This window comes from Aquitalea sp. FJL05 (assembly GCF_003852595.1).
Classification (GTDB): Bacteria; Pseudomonadota; Gammaproteobacteria; order Burkholderiales; family Chromobacteriaceae; genus Aquitalea; species Aquitalea aquatilis.
Genome location: NZ_QAJS01000014.1, coordinates 43,029 through 55,702, shown reverse-complemented (window position 1 = coordinate 55,702; position 12,674 = coordinate 43,029). Strand labels below are relative to the sequence as shown.

The window sequence follows — 12,674 nt, the reverse complement described above, 5'->3', positions numbered from 1 at the left end:
CATGGCAATTCAATGGTTTCCCGGCCACATGAACAAGGCGCGCAAAGATGTCATGGAGCGCCTGAAAGACATCGATGTGGTCATCGAAATGCTGGATGCGCGCTTGCCGGCGTCCAGCGCCAATCCGATGCTGGCGCGCATGGCCAAAGGCAAGCCGCGCCTGATGATACTCAACAAGCAGGATCTGGCTGATCCGGCCATCACCACGCAGTGGCTGGACTGGTATCGCGCCAAAAAGCAGACCCAGGCCATTGGCCTGGATGCCGGAGAGCGCGCGCCATCGCAAAAGCTGGTGGCAGCCTGCCGCGAACTGGCCCCCAATCGCGGCGGCCTGGACAAGCCGTTGCGCGTGCTGATCTGTGGTATTCCCAACGTGGGCAAATCCACGCTGATCAACAGCATGAGCAGCCGCAAGATCGCCAAGACCGGCAATATGCCAGGGGTAACCAAGAACGAGCAGCGCATCATCCTGGACGATGATGTTGAGCTTTACGATACGCCCGGCATGCTGTGGCCCAAGATCGAAGTGGAAGAGGGTGGCTATAATCTGGCCGCCAGCGGTGCCGTCGGTCGCAATGCCATGGACGAGGAAGAAGTCTCGCTGGAGCTGCTCAAATACCTGCTGCAACACTACGTGCCACAGCTGACTGCCCGCTATCGCCTGGACGAGGTGGACGGCCTGCAAGACTGGCAGGTGTTGGAAATGATAGGCCGCAAGCGTGGTGCCATGCTCGGTGGTGGTCGCGTCAATATCCAGAAAGCTGCTGAAATCGTGCTCACCGATTTTCGCGATGGCAATACCGGCCGTATTACCCTGGAGCGTCCGCAGGAATGGATCGTGTGGGAAAAGCGTGCCAAGGAGCTGGCCGCACAGAAAGCTGCTGCCCGCGAAGCCATGATGAGCGAAAAGGAAAAGCGCAAGCACGCCTCTCGCGGCCCACAAGATTGATATCGGTTTTGTCGATAACCGGATAGCGCAGAATGCAGCTAGGAGCATGGCGCAATCCTGTTTCGATGTTCGTTTTGAAGTTCATATCACCAGATATGTTTTTGCTCTAGTTTTGTAAGAGAGGCGTTGTCGTGGCTTTTTATGCCATGTGACTTATGGGTTCCAGCCACAATATGTGGGTATGTAGCCTGAATAGACAGTAGCGCTACGGTCCTCTTCTCTTTACCTTGCTCGCCAGTTTGGCTTTCGTCCAGATGCCTCATGAGGCCTGTAGTTCACTGAACTGGTAAATCTCAGTGCACTGTCCGCTCTAGACTAGACATTCGCATATCCCCTACAGGAGGTGATTAATGAGCTTGAAGAAAGACCATACTGCCTTGGCATTCTTTGCTCTAGCCATCATTGGTTTCGTAATTACTTGGTACTACAACCTGCAGTACCTGATGCAGGGTGGTGGTCTGGGGCCTGCCGAGTTCTTTGTTGCCGCCTTTGCCAATCCGCTCACAACAGCTATCACCATTGATGTCTATCTGTCAGCCATTGCATTTTCCGCTTGGGTAATCAGCGATTCACGTCAATCACAGCTTAAGTGGCCATGGGCTTATATATTTCTCTGTTTTTCGATTGGCTTGGCGGTGTCATTCCCCATGTATCTGGCTTTTCGAGAGCGGGCCAAAAATAAGGTCAGCTTCGCCAATCCCTGAATCGGCGCTAACGATTCGGTGTTTTTGCAGCGCAAACTTGCTTATCAGCAAATCCGCCGATCATCCATCAGTCGACTGATCCAGAACTGACGTGGCCATAGCCATGGCAGCCTAGTGTTCAATTGTCTGGCTTTCCGCTTTACTCATTCCTTATTTGCTGCAGGCCAATTTGCTGTGTTCTGGGTCGGGCTGATCTCTATGCCAGTGTGCTGCCAAAGCGGACAGTAGCTGCCAGCATGGTAGCCGACCTACCTTGCACCTCTGTTTCGTCCGCATGGCAGGCCCGGTGTGCTGCCAGCGACACGATTGGGCTAATCCTATCTGGCAGCTAGAGGTGGCAAGGCATGACGCCTGACAAATCGATTTCCCGGCGGCGGCAGATTATTGCGGCGGTCGTGGGCAATACGCTGGAGTGGTACGACTTCATCGTCTACGGCTTCATGACCAGCATTATTTCCAAGCTGTTTTTCCCGGCCGACGGCAATGAATTCATTTCTTTGCTGATGGCGACAGCCACTTTTGGGGTCGGCTTCTTCATGCGGCCTGTGGGTGGTGTGCTGCTGGGCATCTATGCCGACCGTAAGGGCCGCAAGGCGGCCATGCAGTTGATCATGGCCATCATGGCCCTGGTGTCCTTGCTGATTGCCTGCGCGCCACCCTATGCGGCCATCGGCATGGCAGCCCCGTTGCTGATCGTGCTGGCGCGGCTGCTGCAAGGTTTTGCAACCGGTGGCGAATATGCCAGTGCCACGGCCTTTCTGGTGGAAGCGGCACCCGCTGATCAGCGCGGCCTGTACGGTTCCTGGCAGTTGGTGGGACAGATGCTGGCCATTCTGGGCGGTGCCGGCATGGGCGCGCTGATTACACATAATCTGGATCAGGGCCAGCTGGAGAGCTGGGGCTGGCGGCTTCCGTTTCTGATCGGTTTGTTGATTGCCCCGGTAGGTTGGTGGGTGCGCCGCCACATGGACGAAACCGAGGCCTTCCTCGAAGCCAGCCAGCCGCAGGCGACTGCGCCCGGTCTGGGTGGGCAACTGCAACAGAACCGGCGCAATATTCTGCTGACCATCGGCCTGACCATTCCCGGTACGGCAGGGTTTTATGTCCTGCTGGTGAATATGCCGGGCTATGTGCATCGCCAGTTTGGCTTGCCGCTGGATCAGGCCTTTGCCATCCAGATGCTGGCCGTGGCCTGGATGACCATCCTGATTCCCTTTTCCGGGGCCTGGTCCGACCGGATAGGCCGACGCCCCTTGCTGTTATGGCCCTATTTCATTTTCTTGCTCATGGTCTATCCCGGCTTTGCCTGGCTGGCCGACGCGCCGAGCATGGGCCGGCTGCTGGTGGTGCAGCTATTGTTCTGCACGCTGCTGGGGCTGGCTTTCGGACCAGCACCAACAGCGGTATCTGAGCTGTTCCCGGTACGGGTGCGCTCTACCGGCGTTTCCATTGGCTACAATCTGGCCGTCATGATTTTCGGCGGTTTCGCCCCCTTCATCGTCACCTGGCTGGCCGGTAGCACGGGCTCGCCGATTGCGCCGGTTTACTATCTTTTGCTCTCTACCGCACTGGGCGTGATTGCCTGTTATTTTCTGCCTCGTGGCCGCCCGGCGACGACTGAAATCGTGCCGGCCTCGCTGGCCACTTCCAATGCTGCATCCGGGAAATCACTATGACTCAGCCTATTTCAGCTCTTGATCCCATCGTGGCGCTGGATGCGCTTCCCCTGTCGCAGGCGATCCACCAGCGGCAGCTGTCTTGTGTCGAAGTGATGCGCAGCTATCTGCAGCATATCGACCGGGTCAACCAGCAGGTGAATGCGCTGGTGTCGCTGCAGTATGAGGCCTCACTGCTGCAGCAGGCCGCGCAATGCGATACCGAGCTGGCTCGTGGAGAATCCCGTGGCTGGCTGCATGGCATGCCACAGGCGATCAAGGATCTCTCTGCCACGCGCGGCATCCCGACGACCATGGGCTCAAGCCTGTACCGCCAGCATCAGCCAGCCAGTGACGGCATCATGGTGGAGCGCATGCGGGAAGCGGGGGCCATCTTCATTGGTAAAAGCAATACCCCGGAATTCGGTGCCGGTTCGCATACCTATAACGCGGTCTTCGGCGCCACCGCCAATGCCTATCAGCCAGAGCTGTGTGCTGGTGGCAGCTCAGGCGGTGCCGCCGTAGCCCTGGCCCTGCGCATGCTACCGGTGGCCGATGGCAGCGACATGATGGGTTCGCTGCGTAATCCGGCGGCTTTCAATAATGTATTCGGCTTTCGCCCCAGCTGGGGAACAGTGCCGCTGGGGCCAAGCCCGGAGCTGTTCTTGCAGCAACTGGCGACCGAAGGGCCGATGGGGCGTACTGTGCCGGATATTTTGGCATTGCTGCGTACTCAGGCTGGTGCGGATGTCAGAGCGCCGCTGGCGCATGGTGCCATCGCCGGGCTGGAGCAGTCGCTGCAACAGGATGTCAGTGGCTGGCGGCTGGGCTGGTTGGGTGACTGGAATGGCTACTTGCCGATGGAGCAGGGGGTGTTGCAGCAGTGTGAGCAAGCCTTGCCCGACTTTGCCGCTCTGGGCTGCCAGCTTGAGGCTTGCACGGTGAATTTTGATCCGTCGCTGCTATGGGAAAGCTGGGAAGTCCATCGCCACTGGCTGATGGCGGGTAGTCTGCTGGCGGATTATCAAGACCCGCAGCGTCGCCAGCAGCTCAAACCCGAATTGCAATGGGAGATCGAGGGTGGTTTGCAACTGACCGCGCTGGATGTGTACCGCGCTTCGCGCATACGCAGTGACTGGTATCGTGCCGTATTGCAGTTGTTTGAGCAGTTTGATTTTCTGTTATTGCCCAGCGCCCAGGTTTATCCGTTTGCGCTGGAACAGCACTGGCCACGCATGGTGGGTGGCCGCGTCATGAGCAGCTACCACCGCTGGATGGAGGTGGTCATCGGGCCGACCATGGCCGGCTTGCCCGTGATGAACGTGCCGGTTGGCTTGGGCAGCAACGGCTTGCCGATGGGTGTGCAAATCATTGGTCGCCCACGGGCAGATATCGAAGTATTGCAACTGGCCCATGCTTACGATGGGCAACGGCGCTGGGTGCAGACCATCCTGCCTGAGCTGCTGCAGGCGACAGCCCGCTAGTCTGGGTGGAGGTCGGTCCATGAAAAAACCGCGAGGGGCAGACCCGCTCGCGGTTTGTTTTGCTTGCCAGCCGTTGGCGGCTTACTTCAGTGCGTGAATGGCCGGCAGATTGCGCCAGGCACCGCGTACGTCCATGCCGTAGCCAAAGACATAGCGGTCCGGTACATCCAGACCAACAAAGTCACAAGCGATCGGTTTTTCCTTGGAGATCAGCTTGTTGGCAAACACGCCGCTGTAGAATTCCTTGGCACCCATACCCATCACCTTGTCGCGGATGGCCGCCATGGTATGACCTTCGTCCAGGATGTCATCCAGCACCAGTACCACGCGATCGCGTACATCTTCCTTGGGGGCCTGTTTCCATACCAGTTCGCCGCCGTGGGTCTTGTCGCCATAGCGCGATACATGCACGTAGTCGAAATCCAGCGGGAAATTCAGGCGCGGCAGCAACTGGCCGGTAAACACCACGGCACCACCCATCACGGACAGGACCAGCGGATAGGTTTCACCCAGTTTTTCGGTGATTTCCACTGCCATGCGATCGACGGCAGTGCTCACCTCTTCTGCGGTGAACAGAATGTCCGAGCTATTGATCAGACCGCGAGCTTCGGCAATGTTGGGCATGTTGACTCCTTGAAAAAATACAAACGCCGCTCCGTCTACAGAGCGGCGTAATGGAAAATTAGCAGATCAGTTCCGCAGGTCTTGCAGATACTGAGAAAATTCCTTGGCCACTTCGTGGTGCTTCAAACCATAGCTGACGGTAGCTTTAAGATAGCCCAGTTTCGAGCCGCAATCGTAGCGGGTTCCCTTGAATGGCAAGGCCAGTACCGCCTCTTCTTTCAGCAGGGCGGCAATGCCGTCGGTCAGCTGGATTTCACCGCCCGCTCCGGGGGGGGTGTTCAGCAGCTTGTCGAAAATGCGCGGGGTGAGAATGTAACGCCCTACCACGGCCAGATTGGACGGTGCCACATCCGGGTGCGGCTTTTCCACGATGCTCAAGACCTGCTGCTGTCCCTGGGCATTACTGCCGGTTTCGACAATGCCGTAGGAACCGGTTTCCTCGCGGGCCACGGTTTCCACCCCCAGAATCGAGCTGTGCGTGGTATCGAACAGGCTGACCATCTGCTCCATCGCACCTGGCTCACCATCGATCAGGTCGTCGGCCAGGATGACGGCAAAAGGCTCATTGCCCACTACCGGGCGTGCGCACAGCACGGCATGGCCCAGGCCCAGTGCTTCGGTCTGGCGGATATAGATGCAGCTGACCGAGGGCGGGATGATGCCGCGCACGGTGTCCAGCAGCTTCTGCTTGTTCTTGTTTTCCAGCTCGGTTTCCAGCTCGTAGGCCTTGTCGAAGTGGTCTTCGATGGAGCGCTTGTTACGGCCGGTAATGAAAATCAGCTCGGTGATGCCGGCGGCAATGGCCTCTTCTACCGCGTACTGGATAAGGGGTTTGTCCACTACCGGCAGCATTTCTTTCGGGCTGGCCTTGGTGGCGGGCAAAAAACGCGTACCGAGACCGGCTACCGGGAATACCGCCTTGCTGATTTTCTTCATCGTCGTAGAAGTCTTCAATTGAAAATATTTCTGACTGGCGCGCATTCTATCCTGTCTTGCGCGCCGCACCAAACAACAACTCAATCCCGCGGCCATTGCCGCAGCGTTTTTGCCACGCTGGCGATCAGGGGCGGCCAGTCACCAGGGGTGGCCTGCCGCCAGATACGCATGCTGGCATACCAGGGTGAAGTTTCACCCTGGGCCATGAAGAAGGGGGCACTTTCCGCCCGCATCAATACCCATACCGGCTTGCCCAGTGCCCCCGCCAGATGGACGACCGAGGTGTCCACACTGATCACCAGATCCAGCTGACTGATGATGGCAGCGGTATCGGCAAAGTCGCCAATCTGTGGGGCAAATACCCGGTCTTGCAACGCGGCAGGCAGCTCGCCCAGTTGTAGCGAGACAAAGTCAGCGGTCATGTCGTCCAGCAGAGGCATAAAGTCAGTCAGCGGCACGGATTTGTTCTGCCGGCCATGGTCGGCAATGCCAACCCCCCAGCTGCCGGTTTCCCAGACAATGCCAATGCGTAGCCGGCCAGGCTGGCGTGGCGGTAGTCTGGCATCCCAGCTTGTAGCCAGTGCCGGATCGGCTTGCAAATAGGGCTGATCAGACAAGTTTGCCAATGTGACATCCAGTTGCAGCGGCAGCGACATCAGCGGCAGTTGCCAGTCATGCGGCGGAGGTGTGTCCTCCAGCGGCACCAGTTCGATATTGTGTAATTGGGCAAACAGCCGCAGGCAGGCATTCTGGCAGGCCAGGATTAGCCGGGCAGCGGGATGGCGGCGCTGCAGTTTGGGCAGGAAACGCACCATCTGCAGGGTGTCGCCCAAGCCTTGTTCGGCCCAGATCAGCAGGCTTTGCTGGCCCAGCGGCTGCCCTTGCCAGGCCTTTTCACGATAGCGCGGCTGCATGATGGTGCCCCAGCGTTGTTCGTACAGCGGCCAAGCTTCGCGGTAACGGCCCTGCAGCAGCAGGGCCACCGACAGGTTGAAGGCGAGGAAGGCATCGTCGGCCTGTAATGCCATGCCTTGCTGGTAGGCGCTGACCGCCTCGTCCAGTCGTAGCGCGCAGGTCAGCGCATTGCCCAGGTTGTTCAGCCGTCCCGCACTGGCACCCGCCAGTTGCAGTGCATTCTGGTGGCAGATAGCCGCATCGTCATAGCGCAGGGCATATTGCAGCACCACTCCCAGATTGCTCCAGGCATCGACATGCTCGGGTTCCGCCTGTAGCACTTCCAGCAGCAGGTTTTCTGCCAGCGCCAATTCGCCCAGCTCCTTGAGCAGCACGGCCAGATTGCATTTGATATTGCTGGAGGAAGGATTAAGCGCGGCGGCAGCCAGATAGTCTTCCAGTGCCAGCGGATATTGCTTCAGCCGCATCTGCGCCGTGCCACGGTTGAACAGGGCCTGCCAGTCCTGGGCATTGCGGCGCAGGCATTCGCTGAAGGCGGCGATGGCCTGCTGCTGGTCTCCGGCGGCTGCCAGACGGTTGCCCCGTTCGAAAGCGCTTTCGGTCATGCTCGTCCTTTCAACTGGCTGCCGCTTGCAGCATGGCTTGCAGGGCGGCTTCATCCAGCACGGCTACGGCCAGTTCCTGGGCCTTGGCCAGCTTGCTGCCGGCGTCGGCACCGGCCACGACAAAGTGGGTTTTTTTCGACACGCTGCCAGCCACTTTGCCACCGGCTGCTTCAATCAGTGCCTTGGCCTGATCCCGCGACAGTGTGGGCAGGGTGCCAGTCAGTACAAAGGTTTTGCCATCAAACAGCGGGTGGGTGTTCCCCGTGTCTTGTGGCAGGCTGTGCAGGATTTCTGTGCGCAAGTCAGCCAGCTGTTGCAAGGCGCTACGATTGGCCGCTTCGTCCAGCCAGTCGGCCAGCGCATTGATGACCTCGGCTGGCAGTTGCAGCAGCAATAGCTGGCGGCGCTCCATGCGGGCCAGTTGCTCCAGCCCGCTGATTTGTGTCGCCAGCTGCTGGCTGCGCACCTCGGTCAGGCGCGGAATGTTCAGTCGCGCCAGCAGGACTGCTGGCTCCAGCCGCTCGGCCAGCTTGGCTGAAGGCGCATGCTCGTCGGCCGGAGCGACATAGTGCAATAGCGCGTCCAGTGCTGCTTCGTTATTCTCTTCGGCAAAGAAGTCGGCCAGCGACTGGGCTACCACGCCGCCAATATCCGGCAGGGCGGCAAACAAGGCCGCTGGGGCACGACGGATCAGTGCCAGCGAGCCCAGCCAGTCGGCCAGGGTCTTGGCGGTGGATTCGCCGACATGGCGGATGCCCAGCGCAAACAGCAGGCGGGCCAGGGGTGGCTGGCGGCTGGCTGCGATGGCCTGCAACAGATTTTCTGCCCATTTGCTGGCGACCTTGCCGGCTTTGACGGTTTCCGGCGTCACGCCTTCATCTTCGTCGGCGCGGCGCTTCATCTCCAGCAAATCGTCCAGCGTCAGTTGATACAGATCGGCCACGCCGTGGACATAGCCATATTCCACCAGCTTGTCGATATAGCGTTCACCCAGGCCGTCGATGTCCATCATGCGCCGCCCGGCAAAGTGCTGGATGGCCTGGCTGCGCTGCGCCTTGCAGCTGAGTCCACCGGAGCAGCGGGCAATGGCTTCGCCTTCTTCGCGTACCACATGGCTGCCGCACACCGGGCAGTGGCTGGGCAGGCGATAGGGCGGATATTGTGCTTCCTCACCCTGGATGAACAAATCACCGCCAGCGGCCGGTCGCAACGGTCGGCGCTCCAGCACCACGGAGACCACTTCCGGAATCACATCGCCGGCGCGACGCACGATCACCGTGTCGCCGACGCGTACATCCTTGCGCAGCACTTCGTCTTCATTGTGCAAGGTGGCATTGGTGACGGTAACACCGCCAACGAATACCGGCTGCAAGCGGGCCACCGGGGTAATGGCACCGGTGCGGCCCACTTGTGCTTCGATGGCTTCTACCAGCGTCAGTGCCTCTTCGGCGGGGAATTTGTGGGCGATGGCCCAGCGCGGTGCGCGCGAGACGAAGCCCAGTTCTTCTTGTTGGGCACGACTGTTCACCTTGTACACCACGCCGTCAATTTCAAAGGGCAGGGTGGCGCGTCGTTGCAGCACGTTTTCGTAATAGGCCGCCAGACCATCCGCGCCGCTGACGACCGGGCGCAGGCTGGCTTCGACGACTGGAAAACCCAGTTGCTGCAGCCAGTCCATTTCACCAGCATGGCTGAGTGGCCAGTCGGCACCTTCCACTTGGGCGATGGCATAGGCGTAAAAAGACAGCCGCCGTTGCGCGGTAATGCGCGAATCCAGCTGGCGCAGGCTGCCGGCGGCGGCATTGCGCGGGTTGGCGAAGGGCTTGTCACCGCGTTGCTGCTGTTCGGCATTCAGGCGTTCGAAGTCGCGCTTGAGCATCAGCACTTCGCCACGCACCTCCAGCAGCGCGGGTGGCTGCTCCCGCTCCAGCTTGAGTGGAATGGCGTGGATGGTGCGAATATTTTCGGTGACGTTCTCGCCGGTGATGCCATCGCCACGGGTGGCGGCCTGTACCAGTACGCCTGCACGATAAAGCAGGCTGATGGCCAGGCCATCAAATTTGGGCTCGGTGGCGTAGCGGATCGGGGATTCGGCCAGTTCGCGCCGGATGCGTTCGTCAAATTGCACTAGTTCGGCGTGGCGCTGGGCAAAGTCGTCCCGTTGCATGTCGGAAAAAGCATTGCCCAGCGACAGCATGGGCACACTGTGGGTGATCTGGCTGAATTCCGGCAGCGGTGTGCCGCCTACCCGCAGGGTGGGGGAATCAGCTGTTTTCAGTTCTGGATGAGCATTTTCCAGCGTTTGCAGTTCACGGAACAGCCGGTCGTACTCGGCATCCGGCACGCTGGGGGCATCCAGCACATAGTATTCATGGCCATAGCGGGTCAGCTGCTGGCGCAGGGCATGGGCGCGGGCGGCGAGGTCGTTGGTGGTCATCGGATAGTCTCAAAACGGAAAAAGGCCGGCATGTGCCGGCCTGCGCGCTGTGGATTCAGGCGAACAGCCTGAGTGCGGCGACACTGCCTGGTGCAATGCCGCGATCGTCCATGCTGCTGTAAATATGCACCAGTTGGTCGCGGATACGCGACAGTCCGACATCGGACAAGACGCGGCGGTTGTCATCCACCAGTTGCGCGTCGAATTCGGCGGCCAGCTGTTTGGCAAACAGCACGGCGCGGTCGAATACTTCCACACCACCGGCCACGCGCGGCACATCAAACAGCAGCGTCAGCGCCGGGAAGGACTTGTCCAGCAGGGTGTGGAAGGTAAACGGCATCTGGTCGGCTGCCATCAGCGAATACAAGGTGTTGCCAGAGTCGGCCAGGTAATGGAAGGCACCGTCCGGCTCCAGCTGCAGGCCACCGGCCTCGACAAAGCTGCGCAGGCGGGTGCCTTCCACGGCTTCGCGCGGGACGACATTGATGCCGATCAGCACGTCGACATCGGCGCAAAAGCGATCCAGTTCGCGTGCGGCCACCAGTTTTTGCTGGCGTTGCGGAAAGCTGACTGCGGCATCGTGTTCTTCGGCGAAGCGCGATACCTGCTGGCAGAAGCCAGCCAGTTCCGGTTCGGTAACCGAGCCGCTGCGATCCACCATCTGCATGCCGATGTTGATTTGCTTGTAGCGGGTGCCGGGCACGGCTTCGGCCGGTTTCCACAAGCCTTTTTCGGTGCGGCCGATGATGTGGGTGCGCTTGCCGACATTGAAGCGCGGCATGGCTGCCAGCTCGTGCGGTTCGTGGAAAACGACCTCGGCGATGAAATCAAGCGAGGGGTCGAGCAGGGCGGCGACCAGCGCCTGATGATCGGCCGATTCAAACTGGCCGGACTCGTCGTCTTCGCGTTGCGGCATCGGCTCCGGTATCGGTGCCGGGCGTTCTACCGCTGGCGGCAGGGTGAGGGAAGTGTCTTCCGGGATTTCCGGTTCGAACGGTTCGTCGTCGTAACCGGCCGGCAAGTGGGCGCTGTCGACCAGCACCGGTTCCATGCGGTCGGCACGTACGCCATCCCGGACATTGTTTTTCGGGACGTTCAGCAGGACGTCGTCATGAGGGCGCGCGAAAGCCTGGCTGGTTTTCTTGCGAAAGCGCCACTCCTGAAAAACATTGAATCCGAACACCAGGGCGATGACTGCAACGCCCAATATCAGTACACCAATCTGCAATTCGCTCATTAGGCCGTCCGCGTTAAGGCGAATAATTTGCCAATAGTATAACGAAAGCGGGCTGTTGCAGGCTATGGCCGGCACAAACTAGCTGCTTTTGGGCGCATTAACCGCCAGTCATCGACATGATACGGATGAGTTTGCCCGGATTTTCGCGAAATTCGTGCCGTTCCGGCTTCAGCTCGATGGCCTGGCGGATGGCAGCGCGCAAGCCTTCATCGCTGATGCCGGCGCGCAGTAATGGCCGCAATTCGAAACTTTCCTCCTGCCCCAGGCACATATACAGCGTGCCGTCGACCGACAGGCGGACGCGGTTGCAAGTGGCACAGAAATGCTGGGAAATCGGAGTGATCACTCCCAGCGTGAATGCCCCATCGACGCTGCGCCAGTAACGTGCCGGACCACCGCCCATTTCACTGTTCTGTGGAAACAGACCAAAACGCAGGCGCAATTGTTCCAGTACCGGCTGCAAATCGAGATAGGCGGTATTGCGGCCGCTGTCGCCCATCGGCATGGCTTCGATCAGTCGCAGCACAAAACCGTTGGCGATGCAGAAACCGACCATGGCTTCGATGTCCGCCTCGTTGACATCCTTCATGGCCACCATATTGATCTTGATGGGTGACAGGCCGGCGGCGCGGGCTGCCTCCAGGCCGGCCATGACTTGCGGCAGGCTGTCGCGGCCGGTGATGGTGTTGACGCATTCGCGCCGTAGCGAATCCAGGCTGACATTGACACGCTTGACACCGGCGCGGTACAGCGCGTCGGCATGACGCGCCAGCTGGGTGGCGTTGGTGGTGAGCGACAGGTCTTGCAGGCCGGGCAGGGCTGCCAGCCGGCCCGCCAGTTGCGGCAGGTTGCGCCGCAGCAAAGGTTCGCCGCCTGTCAGTCTGACCCGGCGCGTACCCAGGCTGGCAAAGGCCGCCACCACGCGTTCGATTTCGTCGAAGGTGAGCCAGTTTTCCGGTTCTTCGAAGTCCTTGAAGCCTTTGGGAATGCAGTAGCTGCAGCGCAGGTCGCAACGATCCGTTACCGACAGGCGGAGATATTCAATGCTGCGTCCGAAGCGGTCCTGCAGGATATTCATGATGGTGCGACCAGGTTAAGTCACCACGGGGCTGCCGTGATGGTTGATAT

General features: G+C 59.7%; 10 protein-coding genes. 4 read left to right on the top strand and 6 right to left on the bottom strand.

Translation table 11 applies throughout. The features are described from left to right. Position 1: 1 nt before the first annotated feature. The 4 genes from ylqF (at position 2) to DBR44_RS12750 (ending at position 4,792) form a co-directional block, all read left to right on the top strand. Positions 2 to 949 (top strand): ribosome biogenesis GTPase YlqF, encoded by a 948-nt coding sequence (gene ylqF, locus DBR44_RS12765; RefSeq protein WP_124644423.1) that lies wholly within the window; start codon positions 2 to 4, stop codon positions 947 to 949. Positions 950 to 1,299: 350 nt separating this feature from the next. Continuing rightward, the gene (locus tag DBR44_RS12760) at positions 1,300 to 1,653 is read left to right on the top strand and encodes a DUF2834 domain-containing protein (RefSeq protein WP_124644422.1); all 354 of its coding nucleotides are present in this window, start codon (positions 1,300 to 1,302) and stop codon (positions 1,651 to 1,653) included. A 344-nt stretch (positions 1,654 to 1,997) separates the two neighbouring features. Beyond that, positions 1,998 to 3,329, top strand: coding sequence for an MFS transporter (locus DBR44_RS12755; protein WP_124644421.1), 1,332 nt, complete (start codon positions 1,998 to 2,000; stop codon positions 3,327 to 3,329). Continuing rightward, positions 3,326 to 4,792 carry an amidase gene (locus tag DBR44_RS12750; protein WP_124644420.1) on the top strand — a complete coding sequence of 489 codons (1,467 nt, stop codon included), beginning with the start codon at positions 3,326 to 3,328 and terminating at the stop codon, positions 4,790 to 4,792. The genes DBR44_RS12755 and DBR44_RS12750 overlap by 4 nt, the downstream gene beginning before the upstream one ends. 81 nt (positions 4,793 to 4,873) lie before the next feature. On the opposite strand, the gene DBR44_RS12745 is transcribed toward DBR44_RS12750, so the two are convergent. The 6 genes from DBR44_RS12745 to moaA form a co-directional block, all read right to left on the bottom strand. Further along, entirely contained in the window at positions 4,874 to 5,416 is a 543-nt protein-coding gene (locus DBR44_RS12745; protein ID WP_124644419.1) for a hypoxanthine-guanine phosphoribosyltransferase, read from the bottom strand. A 66-nt stretch (positions 5,417 to 5,482) separates the two neighbouring features. After that, entirely contained in the window at positions 5,483 to 6,352 is an 870-nt protein-coding gene (galU, locus tag DBR44_RS12740; RefSeq protein ID WP_124644418.1) for a UTP--glucose-1-phosphate uridylyltransferase GalU, read from the bottom strand. 80 nt (positions 6,353 to 6,432) lie between these two features. Continuing rightward, a complete protein-coding gene (locus tag DBR44_RS12735) occupies positions 6,433 to 7,872 on the bottom strand; it encodes a tetratricopeptide repeat protein (protein WP_124644417.1) in 1,440 nt (479 codons plus the stop codon). 10 nt (positions 7,873 to 7,882) lie between these two features. Beyond that, positions 7,883 to 10,309, bottom strand: a complete 2,427-nt coding sequence (gene ligA / locus DBR44_RS12730; RefSeq protein WP_124644416.1) for an NAD-dependent DNA ligase LigA — start codon at positions 10,307 to 10,309, stop codon at positions 7,883 to 7,885. Positions 10,310 to 10,364: 55 nt separating this feature from the next. Then, positions 10,365 to 11,546 carry a cell division protein ZipA C-terminal FtsZ-binding domain-containing protein gene (locus tag DBR44_RS12725; protein WP_124644415.1) on the bottom strand — a complete coding sequence of 394 codons (1,182 nt, stop codon included), beginning with the start codon at positions 11,544 to 11,546 and terminating at the stop codon, positions 10,365 to 10,367. A gap of 97 nt (positions 11,547 to 11,643) precedes the next feature. After that, positions 11,644 to 12,618, bottom strand: a complete 975-nt coding sequence (gene moaA / locus DBR44_RS12720; RefSeq protein WP_124644442.1) for a GTP 3',8-cyclase MoaA — start codon at positions 12,616 to 12,618, stop codon at positions 11,644 to 11,646. Positions 12,619 to 12,674: the final 56 nt, after the last annotated feature.